This is a genomic window from Halolamina salina, assembly GCF_054653455.1.
This window is the reverse complement of record NZ_BAAIGE010000002.1, coordinates 89,884-116,333: the sequence shown is the minus strand read 5'-3', so window position 1 is coordinate 116,333 and position 26,450 is coordinate 89,884. Positions and strand designations below refer to the sequence as shown.

Here is a 26,450-nt window from a genome sequence, read left to right as displayed (position 1 = left end):
ACGACCGTGGACGGCCGCAAGACCAGTACTAATGTATCGGGAGCACCTGTGAGAGTGTGAAACACAACCATGGATTTCGACAGTAGTTCCGAACAGGCGATGATCCGGTCGACCGCGAGCGAGATCGCGTCCCAGTTCGGGCCGGCACACTGGCGCGAGAAGGAGGAGAACGGCGAGTTCTCGGAGGCGTTCTGGGACGAACTCGCCGAGGCGGGGTTCCACGGGCTGTTGATCCCGCCGGAGTACGAGGGCGCGGGGATGGGGATGCAGGAGATGGGGGTCGCGATGGAGACGCTGTGTGCGGAGGGCTGTGGGATGGCCGGCACCTGGTACCTCGTCCTCACGGCCGGGATGGCGGCGGTCGGCATCCGCGAGCACGGCACCGAGGCGCAGAAGGAGCGCTACCTGCCCGACATCGCGGCCGGCGACCGCAACTTCTCGATCGGCATCACCGAGCCAGAGGCCGGGACGAACACGCTGAACGTCGCGACCCGGGCCGAGAAGGACGGCGACGAGTACGTGCTCAACGGGCAGAAGGCCTGGATCACGTTCTCGGACCGCGCCGACAACATGATCCTCGTCACGCGGACGACCCCGCGCGAGGAGGCCGACCGCGGCACCGACGGGATCAGCCTCTTCGTCGTCGATATGGACGATCCGGGGATCGACGTGGAGCCGATCGACAAACACGGCATCAACTACTCGAAGTCCTGTGAGGTGTTCATCGAGGATGTTCGGGTCCCCGAGGCGAACCTGCTCGGCGAGGAGGACCACGGCTGGTGGACGCTCGTCGACATGCTCAACCCCGAACGGATCGGGTTCGCCGCCGCCGGCACCGGGATCGGGAAGCTCGCGGCCGAGACCGCGATCGAGTACGCCAACGACCGCGAGGTGTTCGGGCAGCCGATCGGCGGCCACCAGGCGGTCTCCTTCCCGATCACGAAGGCGTACGCCCGAATGGAGTCGGCCGCACTCATGCGCGACAAGGCGGCTTGGCTCTACGATCAGGGCGAGGACTGTGGCTACGAGTCCAACGTCGCCAAGGCCACCGCCGTCGAGGCCGGCATCGAGGCCGTCAAGCAGTCGATGCAGGCGTTCGGCGGCTGGGGGTACGCCACGGAGTACGACGTCGAGCGCTGGTGGCGCGAGATCAACCTCACGCGGCTGGCGCCGGTCAGCCAGCAGATGGCGTACAACCACATCGGCCAGGAGCTCGGCTTTCCGAAGTCCTACTGAACCGCGGCGTCAGTCGCCGCGGATCGTCGCGGCGATCTCGTCGAGTTCCTCGTCGGTGGGCGACTCGCTCGCCGGGGAGATCGTGTGGAACGAGCCGCCGCCGTCACCGTCGAACCGCGGGACGAGGTGGACGTGCGTGTGGGGAATCTCCTGGCCCGCGGCCTCGCCGTCGTTGATGCCGATCGAGACCGCGTCGGCGTCGACGGCGTCCTCGACGGCCGCCGAGAGCTCGTGGACCGCGTCGAACAGCTCCGCCGCCTCGTCGCCCGGAACGTCACTCAGCCGCCCGTAGTGCTGCTTGGGGACGACGAGCGTGTGGCCGGGCGCGAGCGGGTTCGCGTCGAGGAACGCGACGGCGTGGTCGGTCTCCGCGACGATCCGGCCGGGGATCTCCCCGCTGACGATGCTACAGAAGATGCAGTCTTCGGCCATGCGCGACCGTTGGATGGCTCGGGCCATGAAACCCACGCCGGCCCGGGTTCGCCGGCGGTCCACCGATACGGTCGCTTCGCGGAATCCGCCGATTTTCGGCCCAGAGACGCCGGTTCGTCGGGTCGAGTCGGGGAAAACCTTATTCGTCGCCCATCTATTGGTCGATTGAGAAGACGGATGGGACAGTGTCGATACACGTTCGATCGAGCGTCTGAGGAGGGGGCGCCGGAGTCGCTCGACGGCTGGGCCTGTCCACACGAGGCCCACCCGGACGCGGAGCGGTGCGTGTTCCACCTCTCGCCGGCCGAGCGCGGCGAACTCGGCGTCGACGACGGGGCGGTGCTCGACGCGTTTCTGGAGCGGGCACTCGGGGCGGGCGAGGCGGCCAAGCAGTTCGTCGGCGCCCAGTTCGGGGAGATGGACCTGCGGCGGCGGATCGTCGCCGCCGACGACCGGCACCCGATCGACCTCCGCTACGCGTCGATCGACGGGACGTTCGACATCCGGTACGCGGTCGTCAGCCAGCCGATCCGGCTGAACGGCGCCGAAATCGGGACGGTCGCGTGTCGCGACGCGACCGTCGAGGGGGAGTTCGAGTTCGTCGGCGGCCGCTGTACCGGCGCCGTCGAGGGGACGACGGCGACGTTCGAGGACGACGTGGACTGGCGGGACGCCACGTTCGAGGGGCCGGTGACGCTCGACGAGTCCCGGTTCGAGGGCGACAGCGCGATCGACGGCGCGCGGTTCCGGGAGGAGGTGCTGCTCCGCGGGGCGGAGTTCCACGGGGAGACGAACCACCTCGACGACGACATCTCCTTCGAGGGGGCGGTGTTCGACGGGCCGGCGTCGTTCGCGAACGCCGAGTTCGAGCACGCTGACTTCGGCGGCGTCACGTTCCGGGCGTCGGCGTCGTTCGCCGGGAGCGTGTTCGACGGCAGGGGCGAGTTCGTCGGCGCGCACTTCGAGGCGGCCGCCGAGTTCGACGACGCCTCCCTCGACGGCGGGACGTTCGCCGACGCCACCTTCGAGGCGGCGGCGTCGTTCGACGCGACCGAATTCGATCGCGACGGCGTGTTCACCGACGCGACGGTCGAGGGCGAAGCCTCCTTCAAGGAGGTCCGCTTCCGCGAGGACGCGAACTTCGAGGGGGCGACGTTCGAGTCGGCGGTGACGTTCCTCGGCACCGAGGTCGACGGCGGGGACAACGTCGTCGACGACGACGCCTGTTTCCGGGGAGTGACGTTCGGCGAGGCGACGTTCGACGCCGTGGAGTTCCGCTACGCCACCTTCCAGGACGCCACCTTCGAGGGGGCGGTCAGCTTCGAGGAGACGACGTTCGACGACGACGCCGTGTTCTCGGAGGCAACGTTCTGCGAGCCTGCGACGTTCCTCGAGTGTCGCTTCCGCGACGACGCCGCCTTCGACGACGCCGCCTTCGAGGCGGCCGCGACGTTCGACGGCGCCGAGTTCGAGGGCGGCGCCAACACCAAAGACGAGGACGCCACCTTCGAGAACGCGGCGTTCGAGGGGCCGGCGTCGTTCGATCGGGCGCGCTTCCGCGCCGCGAGGTTCGCGGACGTGACGTTCGGCGACGAGGCCGACTTCGAGTCGGTCGTGTTCGACCGAACCGCGACGTTCGACGACTGCATCTTCGCCGACGAGGTGCGGTTCGACGAGTCACGGTTCCGGGGCGACGCGGACTTCGTCGGCGCCGTCTTCGAGACGCGGGCGTGGTTCCACGGCGTCGAGTTCCAGGGGAAGTCGCGGATCCTCTCGGGCGACGTGAGCTTCCGGGACGCCGCCTTCGACGGGGACGTCGGGTTCGAGCGGGCGGAGTTCGGCTTCGCGGTGTTCGAGGATGCGACGTTCCGGGAGAGCTGCTCGTTCGTCGATACGACGTTCACCGACAACGCCGCGTTCGACGGCGGCCAGTTCCGGGGGAACGCCACGTTCGAGCGAGCGGCGTTCGTGGCGAGCGCGGGGTTCGAGGACGCGACGTTCGCGGGGGTCGCGGAGTTCAGCGAGGCGGAGTTCCGCGACAACGTCAGCTTCGAGGGCGCGACGTTCGCCGGCACGACGACGTTCAAGGGGGTGAGCTTCCACGGGAGCGAGACGGTCGTGGAGGACGACTCGTCGTTCCGCGGGGTCCACTTCGAGAGCGACGTGACGTTCGCCCGCGCACGATTCCGGTTCGCCAACTTCACCGACGCCGTGTTCGACGGCCGGGTCGAGTTCAGCGAGGCCAACCACGAGGCCGGCGCCAAGTTCGACGGCGCCGAAGTGGCGGGCCGCTTCGACGCGACGGACGCACAGTACGACGGAACCGTGACCGTCGACGGGGCGAGGTTCCACGCGCCCTGTGACTTCACGGGCGCGGCGTTCGGCGGCGACACGGCACTCAACGGCTCCACGGTCGCGTTCGAGAACACGACGTTCGACGAGGTGGTGTCGTTCGCGGCCGCGAAGTTCGGCCCGGTCACGTTCGACGACACCGCGTTCGGCGCCGGCGCCACCTTCGCCGGATCGAGGTTCGAGGAGACGCTCGATCTGACCGTCGAACCGGTCGGCGCCGAGACGGTCGTCGACATGTCCGAGGTCTCGTTCGCCGACGGGACGATCATCCAGCCCGACGACGGCGCGGTGTTCTACGACATGGAACAGGCCGTGCTCCGGGACGTCAAGCTCGAGGGGAGCGACGCGGGGACCGACGAGCACGAGCTTTTCGACTACTTCCGGTTCTGTCACACCGAGTTCGAGGACTTCGACTTCTCCAAGCACAACGAGGAGCTCGCGCGGACCGACTGGACGATCCACGAGTTCGCCTACGACGGCGTCGCGGACGAGCCCCGCGGCGTCACCGACGGCGGGGAGGCGATGCCGACGCCGACCTGGACGATCGGGCCGGTCGAGTCGCCCTCGGAGCTCGAGTCGACGTACCTGAAAGCGAAAAACAGCGCCGACGCGTTCGGCCACCGCAAGGCCGCCGCCGAGTTCTTCATCAAGGAGCTCACGTACCGACGGAAGAAGAACGTCCGCGCGTTCACCAGCGGCGAGGGGTCCGTCCGTGACCGGCTGGCGGCCGGCGGGAAGGTGCTGGGCAACTGGGTGCTCTACCAGACGTGTGGCTACGGCGAGCGCCTCTGGCGGGTCGTCTACGTCTCCAGCGTCATCGTGCTCCTGTGGGGGGTGTTCTACACCCTGTTCACCCGGGGGACGACCGGCGCGGTCGAGGCCCGGGAGCTCGCCGGCCCGCTGGCGCTGTTCACCCCCGACGGGGTCGTCACCCTCGGGAAGAACGTCTACTTCAGCATCGTGACGTTCACGACGCTCGGCTACGGCGACGTCCAGCCCGTGGGCACGACCGCACGGACGCTCGCCGGCATCGAGTCGTTCGTCGGCGCGCTGCTGGTCGCGCTCGTCGTGTTCGTCCTCGGCCGGCGCGTGGCCCGCTGACGAGGGGAGGGCCGCTCACTCCGTCGCCCACTTGAAGAAGCCGAGACTGATCGCGAGGATGGCGGCGCCGGCGGGAATGACGAGGAACCGTTCGATGTCCGTGATCTGGTCGGCGTTCGCGACCATCTGCTCGAAGAACTTGATCGCGAGGATGACGAGGACGACCTCGATGAGCTTGTTCTTGAGCTCGCCGGTCGACTCGAACTTGAACCAGTCGGGACGGATGCTCGACCGCTCGGCGGGGTCGAGTTCGCTGATGAAGAAGTCGTAGATGCCGAACGAGAAGATGACGAGGATGATGCCGACGAGGAACGCGTCGAGCGCCTTGATGATCGGGAGCGTCACCTCCTGTGAACTCCCCAGGTGTCGGCCGATGACCAGCGCCGACATCGCCTTCCCGGTGTGGTAGGTGCCGTTGGCGAACATCACGGTCGAGCCGATGAACGCGACGATGACGGGGACGAGCAGCGTGTACCTGAGCGCGAAGAACCGCGACTCGAAGTGCCGGTTCAGCCACTGCTCGCTGCCGCCCATATCGAGTTCGTCCCCCCCGTCGGACGCGTGGCTCCCGTGCTCGCCCCCCTCGACCGTGTCTCCGTTTGCCATGATGAGTCGGAGTTTTCGACCCACCATCATTATAGTAGTGATTGGTCTGTTCCCTGATACGACCCCGATATCGGTTTCGTCAGTCGCGTAGACCGCCGGTTCCGAACACCCCGCCCCCGTATGTCAAATTGTCACGTACCTTTTTGTGTCAAGAGAGAAACGCCATACGCGTATGCGTGGGGACTGCTCGTACACGTTCGACCCGGATTCGGGATCACGGTCGGCCGACCGTGACAGTTCACTCACCGAGCCGTGGTCCTGTCCTCACGAGGCGCACGACGACAGCGAGTACTGCGTGGTCCACATGTCGCCCGAGGCGCGCGACGACCTCGGGATCGACGACCGGGCGGTGGCGGCCGCCGTCGAGCGGGCCGCAGAGGCGGAGGGCCGCGAGGGGAAACAGCTGATCGGGGGGAACTTCGAGGATCTGGACCTCTCGTATCTGGTGTTGGAGACGGGCGACCAGTTCCCGCTCGACCTCCGACACGCGACCGTCGCCGGAACGCTGTCGCTGGCGACGGCGGAACTGCGCCAGCCACTCGATCTCCGGCACGCCTCGATCGGCGACGTGGCGTTCGAGGAGGCCGTGTTCCGGGAGTTCGTCGACATCTCCGACGCCGAGATCGACGGCGAGTTCGACGCCGCACACGCGACGTTCGTCGGCGACGTGGACCTGATCGGCACCCGTTTCCGGGGACCGGTCTCGCTGGAGGAGGGGCGGTTCCACGGCGACACCTGCCTCCGGTTCACCGAGTACGAGGCCGCCGCCGTCTTCGACGGCGTCGAGTTCCGCGGCGACGCCAACCTCCTCGACGACGACGCCTGTCTGGAGGACGCCGTCTTCCACGAGCGTGCCTCCTTCCGGAAGGCGGAGTTCCGGTACGCCGACTTCGTCGGCGCCACCTTCGAAGCGGTCGCCGACTTCGACGAGGCGACGTTCACCGGCGACGGCGAGTTCCGGGAGACGCGGTTCGAGGGCGACGCCTCGTTCCGCGGGGCCGAGTTCCGCGGGGACATGAACGTCGAGATCGACGATGCGGACTTCAGCGGCGCGGCGTTCGGCGGCGACGCCGACTTCACCAACGGCCAGTTCGCCCTCGCGAACTTCGCTGGGGCGACGTTCGCCGGCGAGACGCTGTTCACCGAGGCCGCGTTCGAGGAGGACGCCGACTTCCGCGGGACGACGTTCGAGAGCGCCCTCGACCTCACGGAGGCGCGGTTCCGCGAGGACGCCGACCTCTCGGGGGTCAGCGTCGGCGGCGAGGCCACGTTCCGGGGCGTCGAGTTCCACGGCGGCGACAACGTCGACGACGACGACGTGAGCTTCCACGGCGCCGCCTTCGCCGGCCCGGTCGACTTCCACGCCGCCGAGTTCCGGTACGCCGACTTCCGGTCGGTCGACTTCGAGTCGACGGCGGCGTTCGTAGCGGTGGCGTTCGCCGGCGACGCCCGCTTTGCGGACGCCAGCTTCGCCGACGCCGTCGAGTTCGAGGAGGCCCGCTTCCGGGACGACGCCGACTTCGGCGGCGTGTACGTCGGCGGCGACGCCTCGTTCCGCGGGGCCGAGTTCCACGGCGGCGCGCGGGTCCGGGCCGACGACCTGCGCTTCACGGACGCGACGTTCGAGAGCGACGTGAGCTTCGAGCGTGCGGCGTTCCGGTCGGCCACGTTCGAGCGCGTCGCGGTCGGCGGGGACGCCGACTTCGACGAGGCGGTGTTCGACGGGGATCTGCTACTGACGGGCGCGTCGTTCGACGGCGCGCTCGTGTTCGCCGAGGCCCGGTGTAACGCCGACGTGGCGCTGGACGAGGTGGCCGTCGGCGGGGTCGCGAACTTCGAGGGCGTCGAGTTCCGCGGCGGCGACAACGCCCGCGACGACGACGTGACGTTCGCCGACACCACGTTCGAGGCCGACGCCACGTTCGAGAACGGCGCCTTCGAGTACGCGGAGTTCTCCGGCGCCGTCTTCGGCGGCGACGCCGTCTTCCAGAACGTCCGGTTCGGGCAGGACACGTACTTCGAGGGCGTCGAGTTCCGGGGCGACGTGGACCTGAACGAGACGCGCTACGGGGAGGACGCCTCCTTCGAGGGGGCGACGTTCGCGGGCGAGGTCTGCTTCCGCGGCGCGGAGTTCCACGGCGGCGACAACGTCGAGGAGGACGACGTGCGATTCGTCGACGCCGTCTTCGAGAGCCACGTCGACTACGAGGGCGCACAGTTCCGCTACGTCGATTTCTCGGGCGCAGTGTTCCACGCGGCGGCGGACTTCGAGGACACCGTCTACGAGGCGGGTGCCGTGTTCGAGTCGGTCCGGTTCGACGCCGGCGTCTGGTTCACCGAGGCGCGGTTCCGTAACGACGCCTCCTTCGAGGCGCTGACCGTCCGGGGCGACTGGGACGGCGACGAGGTCTGGTACACGGAGTCGCCGCCGGAGGGGAGGAGCCGCGATCCCGAGGCGTGTTTCCGCGGCGCGGAGTTCCACGGCGGCGACAACGTCGACGAGGACGACGTGCGCTTCGTCGACGCCGAGTTCGCGGTGCCGGCGACGTTCCACCGCGGCCAGTTCCGGTCGGCGAACTTCGAGGGCGTCGAGTTCGACGCGCCGCTCGACTGCTCGTTCGCCGAGTTCGACCGCCACCTCAGCTTCCGCGACGCCCGATTCGGCGCCAGCGCCGACTTCGACGAGGTCAGCTACGACAGCGACGTCTGTGTCGCCGGCGCGACCTTCGAGGGGCCTGCACGGTTTCGGGGGAGCGAGTTCACAGGCGGCGCCTACACCGTCGAGGACGCCGACTTCGAGGGGGTGACGTTCCGGGACGACGCGACGTTCAGCTACACCGAGTTCAGACAGGCCAGCTTCGCCGACGCCACGTTCGACGGCGCCACCGACTTCACGGAGACGGCGTTCTCGGACACCGTGACGTTCGAGGGCGCGACGTTCGGCGGGCCGGCCAACTTCGCCGAGGCGACGTTCGAGCGGTCGCTCGACGCCTCCGGGACCGCGTTCGGCGACGACGCTCGTTTCATGAAGGCGGTGTTCGAGGACGAGACCACGTTCGAGGGCGCGCGGTTCGAGGGGCCGGCCGACTTCGCCGCCACCGAGTTTCTGGCGACGGCGAACATGCACGAGGACGACGCCAACTTCCGTGCGGCGGTGTTCGAGGCCGAGGCGAATTTCGCCCAGAGCCGCTTCGAGCACGCGACGTTCACCCGGACGACGTTCGACGCCGGCGCGACGTTCAGTCACGTCGTGTTCAACGGGTCGGCGACGTTCCGGCCCCGGACCAGCGACGGCGACGCGACGCTGCTCTCGTTCGACCGCGCAGTGGTCGGCGGCGGGGTGCTCGGCCAGACCGACGACAGCGTCGCGTTCTACGACTTCACCGGCGGCGAGATCGACGACGTTCGCCTCGACGACAGCCACTGTGCGTACCCGCTGTTCGACCACTTCCGGTTCTGTAACACCGACTTCGTCGGCTTCGACTTCAGCGCCCACAAGGCCCACCTCGCACGGAACAACTGGGTGCTCCACGAGTTCGCCGCCGACGCGTCGCTGCTGCCCGAGGGCGAGACGGCGACGATCACGGACCCGGCGACGCTCGAGAACACGTACATGAAGGCCAAGAAGTGCGCGAAGGCCGACGGCGACACCAAAGCCGCCGCGGAGTTCTTCCTCCGGGAGATGACCTACCGGCGGAAGAAACACTGGCACGTGGCCTTCGGGAGCGACGACGGCGACGACACGCGCTCCCGCCGGGACGTGGACGTGGCGACCATCGCGAGCGACCTGAACGACCGGACCCGGATCACGACGCGGCTCAAGGCGTTCGGCAAGTGGGCGGGCAACACCACCCTCTACCAGACGTGTGGCTACGGCGAGCGCCTCTGGCGGATCGTCTACATCTCCACGATCGCCGTCGTGTTCTGGGGGATTCTCTACACCCTCACCGCGAGCACGGCGACGGAGACGGGGACGCTCCAGGGGATCGACGACGCCGGCCACCTCGCATCGGTCGACGGCCTGTTCGTCATCGCGGAGAACCTCTACTTCTCGACGGCGACGTTCATCACCCTCGAGTACGTCGGCTCGCCGTCCAGCGAGCTCACCCGCTGGCTCGCGAGTCTGGAGGCGTACTTCGGCGCGCTGCTGATCGCACTCGTCGTGTTCGTCCTCGGCCGGCGCGTGGCCCGGTAGTCAGACCAGTTCGGCGAGCAACGGCGCGACCGAGACCGCCGACACGTCGCGCTCGACCGTGTCCGTGCCCCAGATCCCGGCCAGCCCGGCCCGTTCGAGCTTCGTCCGCGCGTTGCCGACCAGCAGCGGGTGGACGCAGACGACGAACGCTCGCCCCACCTCGCGGCCGTGGAGCGCGTCGATCGCCTCGCTCATCGTCGACCCCGTGGCGACGATGTCGTCGACGAGCACCACGTCCCGACCGGCCACGTCGGCGTTCCCCGGCGAGATGTCGACCTCGCCGGTGTCGTAGTCGCGCTCCTTCTCGAAGTAGTCCGCGTCGCCGGCGCCGTAGGCGTCCCGGGCGCGCTCGGCGATCGCGATCGCCCCCTCGTCGGGCGCGACGAACACCGGGTCAGCGAGGTCGTCGGGTAGCGGTTCGGCCAGCCGCGGGGCCGCCTCGACGGTCTCGCAGGGCACGTCGAAGCAGTCGGCCACGTCCGGTTCGTGGGGCGAGACGAGCAGCACGCGGTCGGTGCCGGTCGAGATCGCGCGGGCCACCGCGCGGGCGGAGACGGGCTGGCCCGGCGTGAACGCCTCGTCCTGCCGGCCGTACCCCATGTACGGGACTACCGTCGTCACCTCGGTCGCGCCCGCCTCGCGGGCGGCGTCCTGCAGTTGGAGCAGTTCGAGGTGGGCGTCGCTCGTGAGCGTCGACGCGACGACGACCGCGTGCTCGCCCGTCAGCGCGTCGGCGTCCGGCTCACGCAGCGCCGCACAGAGCTCGCCGTCCGGGAACTGGTCGTAGGTCACGCTCGCGAGGTCGTGGTCGGTCGCCGCCGCCAGCCGCGCCGCCAGCGACTGGGAGTGCGAGCCCGGGAGTATCATGCGCGAGGCTCGCGCCCGCGCCGGTAAACACGTTTCCGTTGGTCCCGAGCGCGCTACTCGGTGGACCGCGGCCCGGCCGCGATCGACCGCACGCCGGTGACCCCGACCGCCCGCGACCGCCAGCCCTCGCCGGCGTTCGCGACCAGCGATCCCGACTCGGTGGCGGCGACGACGGAGTCGGCGGTGTACGCGAAGTCGACGATCCGGTCGTCGGCCGGCACGTCGAGTTCGTTCCACTCGCCGCCGTCGGTCGAGCGTCCGAGAATAGTTCCGTCCGCCGCAACTGCGTGGGCCTGTTCGCCGTCGGTCGCGACCGCCTCGTGCCCGCCCTCGCGGGCGAGCATCCAGCCGTTGCCGAGTTCGTACAGCCCCTCGCTCGTCGCCGCCAGCGGCGCGCCGCGAGCAGCCACGTCCCGCGCGTCGTCGAGGCCGGCGTGGTCGACGCCCGACGCGGTGAGGCGGTGCACGCCGTCGGCGGCGGCGACGAGTCGGCCGTCGAGCGCACGAGGACCGTCGACGCTCCCGAGGGCGGTCCAGTCGGCGTTCTCGATCGACGCCTCGAACTCGCCGGCAGGAAGCGGGAGCCGCGCGATCCGGCCCGACTCGTCAGCCGCGGCGACCGACCGCTCGGGACCGTCGACGAGCGAGACGCCGGCCGCCGGCCCGAACCCCGTCTCGTGGAACCGCTCCGGGTCGGCGTCGGGCGCGAGCAGCAACGACTCGTCGGTCGCGAGCGCGAGCGTCCCGTCCGGGCCGACAGCGATGTCCCGCGCGGTACAGCGATGGGCCAGTGAGAACTCGCCGACTGCGGCGTCGGAGAGCTGGGCGACCACCAGCCCCTGTTCGGCGGTGACGAACACGGGCGTCGGGACGGCCGCCTCGTCGTACACCCGCTTCTCTCTGATGGTGGGCATGCCCACGATTTCGGCTCCCGGTCGGCAAAAACGGTGCCCTCTTTATCGGTTACTGGGAGCGGAGGCGACCGACCAGTTCGGCGAGCGTCTCGAGGTCGTACTGCCCGGGCGCGGTGGCGTCCGCGGCGTGGACCGGCGCGTAGCCGATTTTCGAGCCGTAGAGGGGCGCGACGGCGCGCGTGTGGCGGCCGGCCTCCCCCATCGCCATCGTCGCCACACGTTCGCCCGCGGCGTCGGCGGCGTGTGTCGCCGACAGCAGCGCCAGCGCGTCCTCGCGGTCCGTCGCGGTGACCGCGAGCTTCCCCACATTGCCGGCCGACGCAGCCGCCGAGAGCAGCGAGACCATCGCCCGCTCGGAGGGGGTCCGCTCGAAGTCGTGGACCGAGACGACCACGCTGACCCCCCGGGAGTCGGCCTCGTCGGCGACCGCCACGGCGCGCTCGGATCGCCGGAGCGCGGCGAGTTCGATGTCGACCGCCGCGACGGCGTCGTTCCCCAGCGCGGTTTCGAGCGCGTCGAGGCGGGCAGCCTCCGCCGCCGCGTGGCTCCCGTCGGCCTCGCCGCCCTCCCACGCGGGCCGGTTCGTCACCAGCAGCGGGAGGTCGCCGTCGTAGGCCGCGAGCTGCTCGGCGGGGTCGGACGCGAGGTCCATCCGGAACTCCACGAGGTCGGCGACGCCGCGGGCCGCGCGCTCGTCGGCGAGGTCGGCCGTGGCGGCGACGAGGGTGAACGAGTCGAACACGGTCGGGGAGTGGGGCCGGGGGACCATACCGGTTCGGGCTCCCGCGGGGTATTTCCCGGTCCGTCCCCCACCACCGCCAATGCGACTCGTCTCGCTGGCCCCGAGCGCGACTGCCACGCTCGTCGCGATGGGCGCTGCCGACGAACTGGTCGGCGTCACACACCACTGCGACCTCTCGGACGCGGCCGCGGAGCCGGAGCGCGTCGGCGGCTGGCTCAACACGGATTTCGACGCGGTGGCGGCGCTCGACCCGGATCTCGTGCTCACCAGCGACCCCCTCCAGCGCGACACCCGCGACGACCTCCGCGAGCGCGGGCACGAAGTTTACCACGCCGAACCGGAAACGCTCGACGACGCCGTCGACGGGTTCGCGGCGCTGGGCCGCGCGGTGGGCCACGCCGCAGCGGGTGAACGGCTCGCGGCCGACGCGCGCGAGCGCCTCCGACGCGTCCGCGAGGCCGTCGCCGACGAACCGCGGCCGACCGTCTACTGCGAGGAGTGGGCCGACCCGCCGATGGCCGCGGGGAACTGGGTGCCGGAGGCCGTCGACGCCGCCGGCGGCGCGTACCCCTTCGCCGATCCGGGCGAGCGCTCCGGGGAGGTGAGCCGAGAAGCGGTCGCCGCGGCCGACCCCGAGTACGTGATCCTCCACCCCTGCGGGAAAGGCGACCGCGCGGACCCGGACGAGTTCCGGGAGCGGGGGTGGGGACTCGACGCCGAGATCCACGTCGTCGACGACTCGCTGCTGAACCAACCCAGCCCGAACCTGATCGCCGGCGTCGAGCGGCTGGCCGGGATCTTCCACGGGATCGACGAGGCGGCCGACTGAGCCGGAGCCGCAAAGGAAACGTCCCCCCGGCCCCGAGCGGACGCCATGCGACTCGCCGTCGGCAGCGGGAACCCGGTGAAGCGGCGCGCAGTCGAACAAGCCATCGCGGAGACTATCGACGACGCGACGGTCGAGGCAGTCTCCGTCGACTCCGGGGTGAGCGAGCAGCCCCGCGGCCGCGAGGAGACCGTCGAGGGGGCGAAGAACCGCGCCCGGAACGCGCTCGCGGCGGGCGAGTACGACATCGGCGTCGGGCTGGAGGGCGGCGTCGCCGAGGTGCCCGAGACCGAGGGGCTGTTCCTGATCATGTGGGTCGCGGTGACCGACGGCGATCGGGTGGGCCTCGGCGCGGGGCCGTCGTTCCGCCTGCCGGCGTCGATCGGCGACCGTGTGGCCGCGGGCGAGGAGCTCGGGCCGGTAATGGACGACGTGCTCGGTGAGGACGACGTGGCGGAGAAGCAGGGGGCTGCAGGGGCGTTGTCGGCGGGCGTGGTTGACCGCGACGACGCGCTGGCTGCGGGCGTGGCGGCGGCGATGGGACCGTTCGTGACAGATCGGTACTGAGTCGGGATTGGGTACGTCGAAGTCGGCTTTTTCGTTGGTCTCTCGCTTGTTTCGGAGGTCAGCAACACCGTGAAAGCCCCTGTCGTCTGGACTCCCGCGACTCGCTGCGGTCCTCACTTCGTTGCGGTCCTTGCTTCGTCGGGGTTCGTCCAGACGACAGCCCCTTTCAGTCCCACCCGTAACCTCGGCCACACCCTCCCCAACCGACGCTGCCGCGCTGGTGGCTCACCACAAGGGTTCGCCGGCGCGGGCAGCGTCCCTCGCGTGCGCTGGGGCAGCCGACGGAACGGCTGCCCGCACGCGCCACAGCAGTTCCGGCGCGAAGCGGGCGCGGCCCTGTGCCGCGCCTCAGCGCGAGGGACGAGTGAGCGACTGAAAGGAGCGAACGAGTCGGCTGGGGAGGCTCGTGGGCAGTGCCGTCCGGGTGGGACTGAAAGGGGCTGTCCGCTCCGGGAAGGCGGGCGACGTAAGCACCGCAGGTGAGCGAAGCGAACCGAGGAGCGCAACGAGGCCCCCGACCGGAGCGGGCAGGGGCTTTCACGGTGCTGCTGACCTCTTTTTAGAACCGAACGAACAGGTTGAAGACGCAGACGACAGCCCCAGCCACGACACTTCCCTCAAAAAGTCAGACTCCGAATCAAGCAGACTCCACGGACTCGACCTCCTCCATCTCCTCGGCCTCCTCCACCGCGGTCGTCAGCGAGACGTTCAGCGCGAGCATCGAGATGCCGCCGCCGATCATCGTCACGACGTTCTTCAGGAAGTGGTCGACGATCGCCACGCCGAGCGCGACCGACGCCGTCACCGGCGTCAGACCCGCGACGAGCAGGGTAAACGCCGCCTCGTACAGCCCCACGCCACCCGGACTCAGCGGCAGCACCTTCGCGAGGTTCCCGACCGACACCGCGAAGAAACAGATCGTCACCAGCGTCGCCGTCTCGAGGCCGGTGCCGAACGCCGCGAGCACGAACACCGCCGTGATCACGTCGAGCGTCCAGATGACGAGGCTCGTGACGCCGACGCGGGTGAACGCCTTCGGATCGCCGCCGACCTGCTGCACGTCGCCGACGAACCGCTCCAGGGCGCCCGCGACGTAGTCCGCGTAGGAGTCCGAGGAAAACCGCTCGACGAGGCTCCGGATACGGTTGCGGTCCGAGCGCGCCGAGAGCACGATCCCCGTGACGGCGGCGATCGCGACGACCGCGATGCCGATCGCGACGAGCACCGCGATCTGCCCGCTCTGGGACGCCCCCGTCACCGACTCGGCGACGCGTGCCAGATCACCCGTGGCTGCGTAGCCCAGCAGCACCAGCCCCGCGAGGACGGTGATCGTGAGCAGGTCGAACACGCGCTCGGCCGCCAGCGACGCGAACCCCGAGGGGTAGGGGATGCCGCGCCGGGCCTTCACCACGTACGCCCGAACCCCGTCGCCAAGGCGGGCCGGGAACACGAGGTTCCCCGTTTGGGAGATGAACACCGCACCCGTGAGAAAGCCCAGTTTCTCCGTATACCCCAGTTCCGCGAGGATGTCGCGGTAGCGCAGCCCCCGGAGGGGCCAGGAGAGCGCGTAGACGACCGCCGCGACCCCGATCAGCGTCGGGTCGGCCTCCGAGATGCGGTCGAGCACCGTCCCGTAGTCGATGTACAGCGTCGAGAGCAGGAACGCGAGCAGCACCAGCAGCGCGCTGGCGCCCAGCGTCACCCACTTGTTCACCCGCGGCTGAACCGAGAGCTGCCACCACGTCCGGACGATCTGGCTCCCCATCCCGAACACGTCCCGCACGAGGTCGACCTTCGAGTCGCCCTTCGGCTCCCAGTCGACCGGAAACTCCTTCACCTCGAACCCGGCCCGCTGGGCGCGCACGAGCAGCTCCGTGTCCCAGAACCAGTGGCGGTCCTCCACGTCGTCGTGGACCGCCTCGAACGCCTCGCGGGAGATGGCCTTGAAGCCGCACTGGTGGTCCCGCAGGCCGGTCCGGAGGAACAGCCGGACCGCGGCGTTGTACCCCCGCGAGGGGATGCCGCGCTTCGCGGGCCGATCGGCGACGTTGTCGGGCATCCAGCGCGAGCCCGTGGCAACGTCGGCCTCGCCGTGCCGGACGGTGTTCACCAGCTCCTCGAGGTGTTTCATGTCCGTCGCGAGGTCGGTGTCGAAGTACACCAGCGTCCCGCCGTGGGCGGCGTCGAACGCCCGCTCCAGCGCGCCGCCGCGGCCGAGTCGCTCGTCGCTGTGGAAGTGTCTGACCCCGGGGATCTCGTCGGCGAGACGGTCGGCGATCGCGGGTGTCTCGTCGTCGCAGCCGTCCTCGGCGACGATCACCTCGAACGTTCCGGGGTCGAGGAACGCTTCGAGCGTGTCGACGGTGGTGCGGACCGTCTTCTCGATGGTGTCCGCCTCGTTGTACGCCGGGAGCACGACGCTCACCTCGATCCGTGTCGGATCGGGCGGCGCCGCGCCGTCACCCCCCGCCGCCCGCTCGGCGGCGTCGCTCCCGTCGGCGGGGTCGTTCATGGCCGACGGTCGACGGGGGACGGGTAAGTAGCTTCTGAAGGGGTCCGAAACGGGGGACGCGCGACCGGCCGGGCGTTAGCCGAGCGTACCTGACGGCGCCGCGAGGGCGGCAGGATCGGACGTCGCCGGATCGAAAACCGCACGACTGCGCCGGGATTAAGCCGTCGTACCAAACGCCTGAAGGGGGAACGGTCCGTCTCCGGGCGTATGAGCCAAGCAGGCGTGGCGGCGACCGCGGAGCTCTCGGAGAAGCAGACCCGCATCCTGAACCACCTGCGAGCGGCGGCCGGCGAGCGGACGTACTTCAAGTCGCGGCTGGTCGCCGAGGAGTTGGACATGACCGCCAAGGAGGTCGGCGCCAACATGCGGGCGCTGCTCGCGGCGGACCACGGCCTCGAGATCGAGAAGTGGGGCTACTCCTCGGGCACGACGTGGAAGGTTACCGTCGAGTAGCTCAGAGCCGCCGCGCGCAGCCACAGCAGTAGCGGTAAGCGGGGTCGTTCTCCGTCCCGCAGTGGGTGCAGCGGGTGGTCCCGTCGTCGCCGGCGGCCGCCCGGGCGGCGGCGGGGCCGCTCTCCGAGAGCCGCCGCCGGTACGCCGCGCCGTCCTCGTCCTCGCCGCCCCAGATATCCGAACCGGTGTGGTCCGGCGCCTCGTCGATCTCCATCCGGGACATCATGAACCACAGCAGCGGCACCTGTATCGCGATGGGGATCACCAACAACAGCCAGAGTACGGCTGTGTCGGGCATACGCGAGGGATACGGGAGCCGCTGCCTTATCGATTGGGAACTGTCCACACGGAGAGACGTTCGACCGTCGCCCTCACGGGTCGTGGGCGATCAGGTCGGCGGCGTCGGACGCCAGCGCGTCCGCGGCGGCGTCGAAGGAGTCGGCGTAGCGCACGAGCAGCGAGAGCAGCGTCTCCGGCTCCTCCAGCGCGTAGCCGTCCGCCCGGGAGAGCAGCCCCGCCGACTCCAGCGCGGCGGCGTGGCTGCTGACGGTCGCCCGGGAGACGCCGAGTTCGTCGGCGAGGTCGGCGCCCGTCGCGTCCGGGTCCCGGAGCAGCGCGATCACCATCCCGCGGGGGGTCGAGCGCCGGAGGTAGCCAAGCGCCGTCCGCTCGAACTCGGAGAAGCGGTCGGCGGGGTAGAAGCGGCGGTAGTCGCCGTCGCGCCGGGAGACGAGGCTCCCTTCGGAGAGCAGGCGCTCGACGTGGTGTTGGGTCTCGCCGGTGCCCAACTTGAGGTCGTCGCGGAGTTTCGAGAAGTGTGCGCCGGGCGTCGAGGCGACGTAGCCGACGATGGCGTCCCGGGTGTCGCTGTCGCCGGCGTCGCCGCTGAACGCCGCGAAGGGCGCGGCCGCGCCGGCGGCGGCGAACCGCTTGAGCGTCGCCCGTTTCTCCTCGTCGACGCCGCGTGTCACGTGTTCGCTTGGGGTGCTGGTGGACAAAGGGGTTTCGACGCCCGGAGAGCGGCCGCCACCCAAACGGCTTTCCGCGCCGACGGCCTCCGTTCGGTCGATGAGTCGCACGACGGACGGGGACGACGAGGAGTGGGCGATCAGCCTCGACGACCTCGAAGAGGGCGAAGACGGGACGACGGGGTACGAGCCCGCGCCGATCGAGCCGGGCGACCCCACGGCCGAGGGCGTCGGGTTCGTCGTTCTCGGCGCCGCACTGACGCTCGTGGTCCTGTTCGGCGGCTTCTGAGCTCGCCACGGTTTCGACGACCGCACCGCCACGACCTCGGCGATCAACAGCCCGCCACGTCTAAACCGACCCGGGCCGATCTCCGGCCATGGAGAGCTACCGGACGCTTCTCGTCGACGCGTTCACGACGGAGCCGCTGGCGGGCAACGCCGCCGGGGTGGTGCCCGACGCTTCTGGGCTGAGCGACGAGCAGATGCAGGCGATCGCGCGCGAGCTGTCGGTCTCCGAGACCGCCTTCCTCCTCCCCTCGACCGAGGCCGACCGGAAGGTGCGCTACTTCACGCCGACACAGGAAGTCGACCTCTGTGGCCACGCGACGATCGCCGCCCACGGCGCGCTGTTCGACGACGGCGTGATTGACGCCGGGAGCTACACGCTGGAGACCGAGGTGGGCGTGCTGGAGATACAGGTGACCGAGACGGGCGCGGTGTGGATGACCCAGAACGCCCCGCAGATCTTCGAGGTCGACCTCGACTACGGCGCGGCCGCCGACGCGCTGGGGATCGACGAGGCGGCGTTCAAGGACGTGGGCGCGGACCTCCCGCCCGCGTACGCCTCGACCGGGCTGCCGTTCCTGATCCTCCCGGTGAACTTCCTCGAACACCTCTCGGCGATGGAGCCGGATTACGACGCCGTCGAGGCGCTGGCGGCGAAACACGACACCGAGGGGATCTACACGTTCACGTTCGACGCGATCGGCCGGAGTCAGGACTCGACGCTACACGGCCGGGCGTTCGTCCCCGGTCTCGGCGTCGACGAGGACCCCGTGACCGGCACCGCCTCGGGCGCCTGCGGCGCCTACCTCGACCACTTCGCGGCGTTCGACGACGAGTTTCCCGAACGAATGACGTTCGAGCAGGGCCACTTCCTCGACCGGCCGGGCTACGTCGGCGTGCGCGTCGACGGCCGGACGGTGCAGGTCGGCGGCGACGCGGTGGTGTCGCTGGACGGGTCGCTGACGGTGCCGGAGTACGACGAGGACGAGATCATCGAAGCCTGAGGCTTGCTCGGTGCGTGGGCGTTGTCGACGGAGCGGTTCGGGCTAGGGCAGCTCCTTCCACTCCTTCCCGCAGTCCGGACACTTCCGGACGTTGTACACCTCGTCCGGCGGGTTCTCGGTGGCGAGGGTCTTCTCACACTCCGCACAGTTGAGCCGCTGGTAGGTGTCCTTGTAGAGTTCGTCGTTGCGTAGCCCCTTCCGCGTGCTCTTCATACCCCCCGGTTCGGGTGCCAACGCAAAAAGGCCCCGCACGGATCCGCACTCGTTCGGGCACCGAGCGATCGGCTCGAACTGATACCCCCCGCGCTGTCGGCGCGCGCACGACGGTGGACGAACATATTCGATTCTTCCCAGCGTGTGAAAATTCGAGGGGTGTTTTTCGGGTTTTCGCGACGGATTTCGAACGAAGCGCGCGCTGTAGCGAGCGAAAAGCAGGTGAGAGCACGTCGGCCCCGATCGGAGGCTGATACGAATGCACGAGCCAGACGACGACATCTCGATATCGATCGACGACGACGAACTGGACCGCATGGAGCGCGCCCTCGACGACACCGAGTACGACACCGAACTCGGCGTCGAGATGGCCAAGGACGCCCGGCGGGTCGCCGCGGGCGAACTCTCGGAGGCGGAGTTCTACCGCCGCCACCACGAGGACGTCCTCGAGGAGTTCGGCGAGGACGACCGGGAGATATCCGGCCTGCTCGACGGCGAGTTCGAGGGCGACAACATCGACGAGACGCTCTCCTCGCTGGCCGAGCGCGAGGACCTCTCCCGGCGCGAGATCATGAAGAAAGGCGGCGCGGCCGCCCTCGCGCTGTCGATGTTCGCGGCCGCCGGCCAGCGAACCGCGAACGCGCAGTCGGAGGAGAGCGACGACGGGACGCGCTGGGGGATGACGATCAACCTCAACAACTGCGACGGCTGTCTCGCCTGTGTCGTCGCGTGCAACGAGGAGCACGGCACGTCCCGGGGCGCGAACTGGATGTACGTGTTCACCTACGAGGACGAGGATCAGGACGACGAGAACTTCCTCGTCCGGCCGTGTCAGCACTGCACGGACTCCCCGTGTACGAAGGTGTGTCCGGTCGGCGCACGTCACACCCGCGAGGAGGACGGCCTCGTCCTCACGGACTACGACATCTGCATCGGCTGCCGGTACTGCGAGGTGTCGTGTCCGTACGGCGTCAACTACTTCCAGTGGGGCGAGCCCGACGTCCCGGACTCCGAGATCCCCGACGAGAACCAGATCGACGACCGCGGGAAGTGGGTCGGCGCACGCCCCCCGAAGGGGGTGATGGGCAAGTGTACGTTCTGTGTCGACCGGCAGGACGGTCAGATGGGCGAGGAGAAGGTCGGCACCACCGCCTGCGAGGAGGCGTGTGCGATGAACGCCATCCACTTCGGCGACCTGAACGACCCGGAGAGCGACCCGAACCAGCACCTCCGCGAGTACCGCGACCAACAGGAGAACGACATGACCTACCCCAACCGGAAGGAGCACACCGTCTCCACGTTCAAGCTCATGGAGGAACGCGGCACCAGCCCCAACGTCCACTACATCGGGAACGAGCCGTCGCCTCACGCCGAGCAGGTCGAGGGGCCGGTCACGTACGAGGAACGGGGCATCGTCGACAACCGCAAGGAGGAAGTGCTCGACAACGGCGCGATGGCGAACAAGGAGGGGGAGCAGGCATGACGGCCGCCGGCATCCGCCCCCTTCGTGACTGCGCGTCGGCTCCGTTGGCCCGTCCCGACGGGGGTGAGCGACCGTGAGCGTCGACGTCACCGGCGTCGACCGGGAGACGCTCGTCCGGCCCATCCAGACGCGCTCGAAGTACACGGTCGCGGTGCTGCTGGCGGCGTTGGCCGGCCTCGGAATCTGGCTGTACTTCTACCTCCAGCAGCTCCAACACGGCCTCATCGTCACCCATCTCGGCGACTGGGGCTCCGGCGGCGGCGTCCCGTGGGGGCTGTACATCGGCGCGTTCATCTGGTGGGTCGGCATCGCCCACGGCGGCATCATCCTCTCGGCGGCGGTGCGGCTGCTGGGCATGGACACGTACCAGCCCGTCGCGCGCATGGCGGAGCTGTTGACGATCGCGGCGCTGTCCTGTGCCGGCCTCTACATCCTCATCCACGTCGGCCGGCCCGACCGCCTCGTCACGAGCGTCCTGCCCGCGTGGCCGTGGCGCGTCCACTGGTCGCCGCTGGTCTGGGACGTCACCGTCATCACCGCGTACTTCGTGCTGACGGCGACGTACCTGCTGTTGACGATCCGGTACGACATTGTCCGGCTACGCGACCGGCTGCCGGATCGCTTCGAACCGCTGTACGAGGCGCTCACGATCGGCTACACCGAGAAGGAGGACGCCGTCGTCGAGCGCATGGTGTGGTGGCTCGCGTTCGCCATCATCATCATGGCGCCGCTGTTGCTCCACGGGGGCGTGATCCCGTGGCTGTTCGCGCTCCTGCCGTCGATGGCCGGCTGGGCGGGCGGCGTCCAGGGGCCGTCGTTCCTCTCGATCGCGCTGACCTCGGCGGTCAGCGGGATCATCATCGTCGCCGCAGCGTTCCGGTACGCCTACGACTGGGAGGAGCTCATCCCGACGCAGGTGTTCTACGGGCTCTCGAAGTGGCTGGGCTTCTTCGGCCTCCTCTTCCTGTGGCTCCAGCTCCAGCAGGTCATCACCGGGATCTTCGCCGCGCCGACGACGCTCCAGCACGCCACCGAAGTCAAGATCGCGACGCCGATCTACTGGGTCGCGATCGGGCTGGTGATCCTCGCGGAGCTGTACGTGTTCGCGTGCGCGCTGAAGGCGGATCTGTTCACGATCCCGCGCATCGTCGCAGTGTCCGTGCTGGTGCTCGTCGGCACGCTGATCGAGAAGACGCTGTTCGTCGTCGAGGGGCTGCAGCACGCCCACTTCCAGCTGTACGACGCCGTCCCCGGCGTGTACGTCCCCTCTGTCGTCGAGCTGTCGTCCGTACTCGGCGCGGTCAGCATCGTCGTGCTGTTCTTCCTCGGGGTCTCGAAGGTGATCCCGGTGGTCGAACTGCACGCGATCGAAGGCGACCACGAGGAGGTGAGTGACCCATGATCCCGCTCTCGTCGGCGTCGTACACGCTGCCCTTCGTCGGGCCGGGCACGTACCTCATCTTCGGGATCGTGCTCCTGCCCGTCTACGTGATGGTGGCCGCGTGGTTCCTCGGCGACCCGAGCGACCGGAAGACCGCCGGCCTCGGGCTCGCCTACCTCGCCGGTCTCACCACCGCGCTGTGGGGCGGCCTGTTCGTCGTCACGATGCTGATCAAGGCCGTGTTCTTCTGAACGCGGCCCCGGAACCGCCCGCCAACCGCACCCGACTTCCCCAAACACCATGACCATCACCGCGACCGAACTCAGGGACCGACTCGGCGAGATCGACGACCCGCAGAACGGCGACGACATCGTCTCCATGGGGCTGGTAGACGAGGTCGCGATCACCGAGGACGCCGCGCGCGTCCGGCTGGCGTTCAACGCGCCGTACGCCCCGACCGAGATCGAACTGGGCAACGAGATCCGCGACGTCGTCGAGGACGCGGGGCTGGAGCCGGACCTGCGCGCGAGCGTCGACGAGAGCCACGGCTTCGACGACGACATCCTCCCGTCAGTGAAGAACGTGATCGCCGTCGCGTCCGGGAAGGGCGGCGTCGGTAAGACCACCGTCGCCGCGAACCTCGCGGCGGGGCTTCAGGACCGCGGCGCCCGCGTCGGCATCCTCGACGCCGACGTTCACGGCCCGAACGTCCCCCGGATCCTCCCCACGGAGAACGAACCCGGCGTCACGCCCGAGGGGGACATCGTCCCCCCCGCTTCCGACGGCGTGCGCGTGATGAGCACCGATCACATGATGCCCGAGGACGACGACCAGCCCGCGGTCATGCGCGGGCCGATGGTGAACAACGTGATGATGAAGTTCGTGAACGAGGTCCAGTGGGGCCGGCTGGACTACCTCGTCGTCGACCTGCCGCCGGGGACGGGCGACGCCTCGCTGAACCTCCTGCAGACGCTGCCCGTCGCGGGCGTCGTCGTCGTCACGACGCCCCAAGAGATGGCGGTCGCGGACGCCCGGAAGGGGCTGCGCCTCTTCGAGGAGCACGGCGCGCCCGTGCTCGGCGTCGTCGAGAACATGTCCGCGTTCCAGTGCCCGAACTGCGACGACGTTCACGACCCGTTCGGCGCCGGCGGCGCCGAGGAGATCAGCGAGGACTACGACGTCCCGGTGCTCGCGGAGCTCCCCGTCCACCCCGACTTCGACAGCGAGGACGCCGACGGGCCGGCCGTCCGCGACGAGGAGAGCGACGTGCGCGAGGACCTCTTCGAGTTCGTCGACACGACCGCCGATCGGATCGGCGAACTGAACCGCCGAGCGGTCGCCGAACACGTCGCCGAGCGCGGCGACGACGTGCCCGCGGAAGCCGAGACGCCGAACGCCGACGCCTGATCCGCGGAGCGTCTTCCGGCCGCCCCCCTCGGGTCGGTCCGGAGACGATCAATTCGGAACGCTTGACCCCGCCCGCCGGCAAGCGGCTGGCGTGTCCCGCTCTCGGCTCTTCGGTGCACTCTGTGGCTACGCGTTTCTCGTCAACTTCACGCGGGTGGTGATGGCGCCGCTGGTGAGCGTGTTCATCGCGACGTTCGGCGTCGGCGAGGGGACCGCCGGCCTCGTCGCCTCGGCGGCGTGGATCGGCAGCGCGCTCCCCCGGATCCCGACCGGCTACCTGCTGACGAAAGTGTCGCGGCTGACGGTCGTGTTCTCGGCGGGGCTGGTGCTGGCGGTCGGTGCCAGCGTCGCCGCCGTCGCGTGGAGCGTCCCGCTGTTGATCCTCGGCGCCGGGCTCGCGGGGCTGTCCTCGGGGCTCTACTTCGTCACGGGCAACACGCTGGTCAGCGAACTGTTCCCCTCGCGGGTGGGCCGGATGATCGGCATCCACGGCACTGCCAACCAGATCGCCGCCGCCATCGCCGCGCCCGTGGTGACTCTCGCGGTCGGCAGCTTCGTCGACTGGACGCCCGTGCTGGCCGCACTGGGGCTGCCCGCCGACGAGCCCTGGCGGCTGGTGTTCGTCGCGCTCGCGGCCGGCGGGCTGCTCACGACCGCGGCGACGGTCGTGCTCTCCCGGGGCGTCGATCTCCCCGACGCCGGCGCCGCCGACCGCGACCTCGCCGGCGCCGTCCGGGCGGAGTGGCGGACCGTGTTGCTCGGCGTCACCGTGATGGGGACGCTCGGCTTCGCGTGGCAGGGCGTGTTCAACTTCTACCAGCTGTTCATGGAGTCCCGCGGCGTCGCGCCCGGGCTGGCCCGGAACACGCTGACGCTCGTGTTCGTCACCGGCGTCCCGGCGTTCGCCGTCAGCGGCTCGCTCGCTGATCGGCTCCCGAAAGTGCCGTACCTGCTGGGGCTGGTCACCGCCTTCGTCGTGCTGGTGTTCGCGCTCACCGTCGCGCCGGGGACGGCGTCGCTGCTCGCGGTGTCGGCCCTGCTGGGGTACACGGTCCACAGTATCTACCCCGTCATCGACTCGTTCCTGCTCGGGTCGTTCCCCGACCACCACCGCGGCAGCGCCTACGCGGTGTACAGCGGCGCGATGATGCTCGCACAGGCGCCGGGGTCGTGGTTCGTGGGGACGCTCGCGGAGTCCGGCGTCGCCTACGTGACGGCGTTCCGCGGGCTGGCCGCCGTCGTCGGCGGGGTCGTCGTCCTGCTGCTCGTGCTCCAGCGGTCGGGCCGGCTGCCGAACTGATCTCGGGAAGGCTGCAGGATTCGCCACGTTCAAGCCGCCTCACGGAGAGTGTCCCGACATGACGCGTTCCGTGTGGCTGAAAGCCGACGACGCGGTCGGGGACTGGGAAGCGCGAAAGCGGCGGATCACCGCCGGCCTCGAAGCCGGCGTGGACTGGGTGCTGGTCGACGAGGCCGACGTGGGTCGGGTCCGCGAGCTCGGCAGCGTCAACATTGCGGCGTTCAAGGACGCCGGCGACCACGAGGCCGAGATCGTCGACGCCAGCCGCGACACCGAGCCCGACATCTACGTCGTCGGGAAGGAGGGCGAGGGCGACGGGACCGTCGACCTCCCCTCGGACTTCTCCGGCTCGGCGGACCTGACGACGCTCCGACGCTCGGACGACCGCGCGCAGGGGTCCTACGTCCGCGTGTTCGACGAGGACTACGAGGAGTTCGCGGAGGAGGCCGCCCGCGACGCCGAGTACACCATCGTCGCCACGGAGGACTGGGACATCATCCCGCTCGAGAACCTGATCGCCCGCGTCGGCGAGGAGACGAACCTCGTCGCCGGCGTCGACTCCGCCGACGAGGCCGCGACCGCGTTCGAGACGCTCGAGATCGGCGTCGACGACGTACTGCTCGACACCGACGACCCCGACGTGATCCGCGAGACCGTCGAGGTCCGGGACCGCAGCGAGCGTGAACGGCTCGACCTGCGCTACGCCGAGGTCAAGCAGGTCGAGGAGACCGGCGCCGCCGACCGCGTCTGCATCGACACGGGCTCGCTGCTGGAGGACGACGAGGGGATGCTCGTCGGCTCGCTCTCCCGCGGCCTGTTCTTCGTCCACGGCGAGACCGCGGACTCGCCGTACGTCGCCTCCCGGCCGTTCCGGGTCAACGCCGGCGCGGTCCACGCCTACGTCCGGACGCCCGAGGGCGAGACGAAGTACCTCGCCGAACTCCAGTCCGGCGACCGCGTGCAGGTCGCCGACACCGCCGGCCACACCCGCGAGGCGATCGTCGGCCGCGTGAAGATCGAGAAGCGCCCGATGTTCCGCGTGCAGGCGGAAGTCGAGACCGACGACGGCCCGGACGTGGTCGAGACGCTGCTGCAGAACGCCGAGACGGTGAAGGTCGCGACGAAGGAGGGGCGGAAGGCCGTGACGGATCTGGAAGCCGGCGACGAGGTGCTGCTGTACTACGAGGAAGGCGGCCGGCACTTCGGCGAGAAGATCGAGGAGAGCATCATCGAGAAGTAAGCGGTCGTCGAGTCTTTTTCGGTGGGATCGGTCGGAGGTGTCGGGATCAGCGACTCGCCCAGCAACAGCAACTCGATCGTTGGCACCTTGTGACCGCACCGCCCCGCACAGCCCACAGACCTCCCCAGCCGACTCGTTCGTTCCCTTCGGTCACTCACTCGTCCCTCGCGCGCTCGTTCGCGCACGGAGGCGCTCACGTCGCGCGCCACCGCCGCCGCGGTGCGGTCGCGGTGGACGCCTCGCCGGCGCCGACGGTCGGGGCGCGGGGGGACTCGGTACTGTGCCGGGCCTCGTGTCCGGCACCCTGCGGTCACAAGTGGTCATGCTCACTCCGCGGTGCCGTTCGTGGTCGCTGTACGAACCGCT

General features: G+C 69.7%; 23 protein-coding genes. 14 read left to right on the top strand and 9 right to left on the bottom strand.

The features are described from left to right. The first annotated feature begins 69 nt into the window (after positions 1-69). The gene (locus ACYQZ5_RS00930; RefSeq protein ID WP_379730581.1) at positions 70-1,236 is read left to right on the top strand and encodes an acyl-CoA dehydrogenase family protein; all 1,167 of its coding nucleotides are present in this window, start codon (positions 70-72) and stop codon (positions 1,234-1,236) included. 9 nt (positions 1,237-1,245) lie between these two features. Here the strand turns inward: ACYQZ5_RS00930 and ACYQZ5_RS00925 are convergent, their stop codons facing one another. Then, positions 1,246-1,668, bottom strand: coding sequence for an HIT family protein (locus tag ACYQZ5_RS00925; RefSeq protein WP_379730582.1), 423 nt, complete (start codon positions 1,666-1,668; stop codon positions 1,246-1,248). A gap of 177 nt (positions 1,669-1,845) precedes the next feature. On the opposite strand from ACYQZ5_RS00925, the gene ACYQZ5_RS00920 reads away from it, so the two are divergent. Next, positions 1,846-5,121: a pentapeptide repeat-containing protein gene (locus ACYQZ5_RS00920; RefSeq protein WP_379730583.1), complete on the top strand. Its 3,276-nt coding sequence runs from the start codon at positions 1,846-1,848 to the stop codon at positions 5,119-5,121. 15 nt (positions 5,122-5,136) lie between these two features. On the opposite strand, the gene ACYQZ5_RS00915 is transcribed toward ACYQZ5_RS00920, so the two are convergent. Beyond that, positions 5,137-5,727: a YqhA family protein gene (locus ACYQZ5_RS00915; protein WP_379730584.1), complete on the bottom strand. Its 591-nt coding sequence runs from the start codon at positions 5,725-5,727 to the stop codon at positions 5,137-5,139. Between the two features lie 172 nt (positions 5,728-5,899). Between ACYQZ5_RS00915 and ACYQZ5_RS00910 the strand changes: the two genes are divergently transcribed. Continuing rightward, positions 5,900-9,922 carry a pentapeptide repeat-containing protein gene (locus ACYQZ5_RS00910; protein WP_459844815.1) on the top strand — a complete coding sequence of 1,341 codons (4,023 nt, stop codon included), beginning with the start codon at positions 5,900-5,902 and terminating at the stop codon, positions 9,920-9,922. Here ACYQZ5_RS00910 and prs read toward each other — a convergent pair whose 3' ends face one another. From prs to ACYQZ5_RS00895, 3 genes are read right to left on the bottom strand one after another with little or no spacing between them, the layout of a single operon-like run. Then, the gene (prs, locus tag ACYQZ5_RS00905) at positions 9,923-10,789 is read right to left on the bottom strand and encodes a ribose-phosphate diphosphokinase (RefSeq protein WP_459844813.1); all 867 of its coding nucleotides are present in this window, start codon (positions 10,787-10,789) and stop codon (positions 9,923-9,925) included. It abuts the gene before it with no gap. A gap of 53 nt (positions 10,790-10,842) precedes the next feature. Beyond that, entirely contained in the window at positions 10,843-11,703 is an 861-nt protein-coding gene (locus tag ACYQZ5_RS00900; protein ID WP_459844811.1) for an HVO_0234 family beta-propeller protein, read from the bottom strand. Positions 11,704-11,752: 49 nt separating this feature from the next. Further along, complete coding sequence (locus tag ACYQZ5_RS00895) at positions 11,753-12,445, bottom strand: type I 3-dehydroquinate dehydratase (RefSeq protein WP_459846575.1); 693 nt, start codon at positions 12,443-12,445, stop codon at positions 11,753-11,755. Between the two features lie 79 nt (positions 12,446-12,524). Here ACYQZ5_RS00895 and ACYQZ5_RS00890 point away from each other — a divergent pair, with 79 nt between their 5' ends. Beyond that, a complete protein-coding gene (locus ACYQZ5_RS00890; RefSeq protein WP_459844809.1) occupies positions 12,525-13,274 on the top strand; it encodes a cobalamin-binding protein in 750 nt (249 codons plus the stop codon). A 45-nt stretch (positions 13,275-13,319) separates the two neighbouring features. After that, positions 13,320-13,838 (top strand): inosine/xanthosine triphosphatase, encoded by a 519-nt coding sequence (gene yjjX / locus ACYQZ5_RS00885; protein ID WP_379731915.1) that lies wholly within the window; start codon positions 13,320-13,322, stop codon positions 13,836-13,838. Positions 13,839-14,475: 637 nt separating this feature from the next. On the opposite strand, the gene ACYQZ5_RS00880 is transcribed toward yjjX, so the two are convergent. After that, positions 14,476-16,350 carry a flippase-like domain-containing protein gene (locus tag ACYQZ5_RS00880; protein WP_379731916.1) on the bottom strand — a complete coding sequence of 625 codons (1,875 nt, stop codon included), beginning with the start codon at positions 16,348-16,350 and terminating at the stop codon, positions 14,476-14,478. Between the two features lie 207 nt (positions 16,351-16,557). Between ACYQZ5_RS00880 and ACYQZ5_RS00875 the strand changes: the two genes are divergently transcribed. Further along, positions 16,558-16,803: a DUF7123 family protein gene (locus ACYQZ5_RS00875; protein ID WP_379731917.1), complete on the top strand. Its 246-nt coding sequence runs from the start codon at positions 16,558-16,560 to the stop codon at positions 16,801-16,803. Position 16,804: 1 nt separating this feature from the next. Here ACYQZ5_RS00875 and ACYQZ5_RS00870 read toward each other — a convergent pair whose 3' ends face one another. Both ACYQZ5_RS00870 and ACYQZ5_RS00865 read right to left on the bottom strand, forming a co-directional pair. After that, entirely contained in the window at positions 16,805-17,101 is a 297-nt protein-coding gene (locus tag ACYQZ5_RS00870) for a DUF7577 domain-containing protein (protein ID WP_379731918.1), read from the bottom strand. A gap of 73 nt (positions 17,102-17,174) precedes the next feature. Next, complete coding sequence (locus tag ACYQZ5_RS00865; RefSeq protein ID WP_459844805.1) at positions 17,175-17,774, bottom strand: winged helix-turn-helix transcriptional regulator; 600 nt, start codon at positions 17,772-17,774, stop codon at positions 17,175-17,177. Positions 17,775-17,871: 97 nt separating this feature from the next. Here ACYQZ5_RS00865 and ACYQZ5_RS00860 point away from each other — a divergent pair, with 97 nt between their 5' ends. Together ACYQZ5_RS00860 and ACYQZ5_RS00855 are read left to right on the top strand one after the other, a co-directional pair. Next, a complete protein-coding gene (locus ACYQZ5_RS00860) occupies positions 17,872-18,060 on the top strand; it encodes a DUF7312 domain-containing protein (protein WP_379730725.1) in 189 nt (62 codons plus the stop codon). 88 nt (positions 18,061-18,148) lie between these two features. Continuing rightward, a complete protein-coding gene (locus tag ACYQZ5_RS00855) occupies positions 18,149-19,060 on the top strand; it encodes a PhzF family phenazine biosynthesis protein (protein WP_379730724.1) in 912 nt (303 codons plus the stop codon). Between the two features lie 42 nt (positions 19,061-19,102). On the opposite strand, the gene ACYQZ5_RS00850 is transcribed toward ACYQZ5_RS00855, so the two are convergent. After that, a complete protein-coding gene (locus ACYQZ5_RS00850) occupies positions 19,103-19,273 on the bottom strand; it encodes an HVO_0758 family zinc finger protein (RefSeq protein WP_379730723.1) in 171 nt (56 codons plus the stop codon). A gap of 259 nt (positions 19,274-19,532) precedes the next feature. Between ACYQZ5_RS00850 and ACYQZ5_RS00845 the strand changes: the two genes are divergently transcribed. The 6 genes from ACYQZ5_RS00845 (at position 19,533) to ACYQZ5_RS00820 (ending at position 26,084) form a co-directional block, all read left to right on the top strand. Then, a complete protein-coding gene (locus ACYQZ5_RS00845) occupies positions 19,533-20,756 on the top strand; it encodes a 4Fe-4S ferredoxin N-terminal domain-containing protein (RefSeq protein WP_379730721.1) in 1,224 nt (407 codons plus the stop codon). A 73-nt stretch (positions 20,757-20,829) separates the two neighbouring features. Further along, a complete protein-coding gene (nrfD, locus tag ACYQZ5_RS00840; RefSeq protein ID WP_379730720.1) occupies positions 20,830-22,158 on the top strand; it encodes an NrfD/PsrC family molybdoenzyme membrane anchor subunit in 1,329 nt (442 codons plus the stop codon). Further along, positions 22,155-22,388, top strand: coding sequence for a hypothetical protein (locus ACYQZ5_RS00835; protein WP_379730719.1), 234 nt, complete (start codon positions 22,155-22,157; stop codon positions 22,386-22,388). Before nrfD ends, ACYQZ5_RS00835 begins: the two co-directional genes overlap by 4 nt. Positions 22,389-22,437: 49 nt before the next feature. Beyond that, the gene (locus tag ACYQZ5_RS00830) at positions 22,438-23,544 is read left to right on the top strand and encodes an Mrp/NBP35 family ATP-binding protein (protein WP_379730718.1); all 1,107 of its coding nucleotides are present in this window, start codon (positions 22,438-22,440) and stop codon (positions 23,542-23,544) included. 91 nt (positions 23,545-23,635) lie between these two features. Then, entirely contained in the window at positions 23,636-24,844 is a 1,209-nt protein-coding gene (locus ACYQZ5_RS00825) for an MFS transporter (RefSeq protein WP_459844801.1), read from the top strand. 58 nt (positions 24,845-24,902) lie between these two features. Continuing rightward, positions 24,903-26,084: a 3-dehydroquinate synthase II gene (locus ACYQZ5_RS00820; protein ID WP_379732588.1), complete on the top strand. Its 1,182-nt coding sequence runs from the start codon at positions 24,903-24,905 to the stop codon at positions 26,082-26,084. Positions 26,085-26,450: the final 366 nt, after the last annotated feature.

Excerpts from the sequence above, each read along its gene's own strand:
- ACYQZ5_RS00915 (WP_379730584.1), bottom strand. The coding sequence starts at position 5,727 with ATGGCAAACGGAGACACGGTCGAGGGGGGCGAGCACGGGAGCCACGCG.
- ACYQZ5_RS00830 (WP_379730718.1), top strand. The coding sequence starts at position 22,438 with ATGACCATCACCGCGACCGAACTCAGGGACCGACTCGGCGAGATCGAC.
- ACYQZ5_RS00930 (WP_379730581.1), top strand. The coding sequence starts at position 70 with ATGGATTTCGACAGTAGTTCCGAACAGGCGATGATCCGGTCGACCGCG.
- ACYQZ5_RS00900 (WP_459844811.1), bottom strand. The coding sequence starts at position 11,703 with ATGCCCACCATCAGAGAGAAGCGGGTGTACGACGAGGCGGCCGTCCCG.
- ACYQZ5_RS00850 (WP_379730723.1), bottom strand. The coding sequence starts at position 19,273 with ATGAAGAGCACGCGGAAGGGGCTACGCAACGACGAACTCTACAAGGAC.
- ACYQZ5_RS00925 (WP_379730582.1), bottom strand. The coding sequence starts at position 1,668 with ATGGCCGAAGACTGCATCTTCTGTAGCATCGTCAGCGGGGAGATCCCC.
- prs (WP_459844813.1), bottom strand. The coding sequence starts at position 10,789 with ATGATACTCCCGGGCTCGCACTCCCAGTCGCTGGCGGCGCGGCTGGCG.
- ACYQZ5_RS00910 (WP_459844815.1), top strand. The coding sequence starts at position 5,900 with ATGCGTGGGGACTGCTCGTACACGTTCGACCCGGATTCGGGATCACGG.
- ACYQZ5_RS00855 (WP_379730724.1), top strand. The coding sequence starts at position 18,149 with ATGGAGAGCTACCGGACGCTTCTCGTCGACGCGTTCACGACGGAGCCG.
- ACYQZ5_RS00835 (WP_379730719.1), top strand. The coding sequence starts at position 22,155 with ATGATCCCGCTCTCGTCGGCGTCGTACACGCTGCCCTTCGTCGGGCCG.
- ACYQZ5_RS00845 (WP_379730721.1), top strand. The coding sequence starts at position 19,533 with ATGCACGAGCCAGACGACGACATCTCGATATCGATCGACGACGACGAA.
- ACYQZ5_RS00890 (WP_459844809.1), top strand. The coding sequence starts at position 12,525 with ATGCGACTCGTCTCGCTGGCCCCGAGCGCGACTGCCACGCTCGTCGCG.
- ACYQZ5_RS00820 (WP_379732588.1), top strand. The coding sequence starts at position 24,903 with ATGACGCGTTCCGTGTGGCTGAAAGCCGACGACGCGGTCGGGGACTGG.
- ACYQZ5_RS00880 (WP_379731916.1), bottom strand. The coding sequence starts at position 16,350 with ATGAACGACCCCGCCGACGGGAGCGACGCCGCCGAGCGGGCGGCGGGG.
- ACYQZ5_RS00875 (WP_379731917.1), top strand. The coding sequence starts at position 16,558 with ATGAGCCAAGCAGGCGTGGCGGCGACCGCGGAGCTCTCGGAGAAGCAG.
- ACYQZ5_RS00920 (WP_379730583.1), top strand. The coding sequence starts at position 1,846 with ATGGGACAGTGTCGATACACGTTCGATCGAGCGTCTGAGGAGGGGGCG.
- yjjX (WP_379731915.1), top strand. The coding sequence starts at position 13,320 with ATGCGACTCGCCGTCGGCAGCGGGAACCCGGTGAAGCGGCGCGCAGTC.
- ACYQZ5_RS00860 (WP_379730725.1), top strand. The coding sequence starts at position 17,872 with ATGAGTCGCACGACGGACGGGGACGACGAGGAGTGGGCGATCAGCCTC.
- ACYQZ5_RS00870 (WP_379731918.1), bottom strand. The coding sequence starts at position 17,101 with ATGCCCGACACAGCCGTACTCTGGCTGTTGTTGGTGATCCCCATCGCG.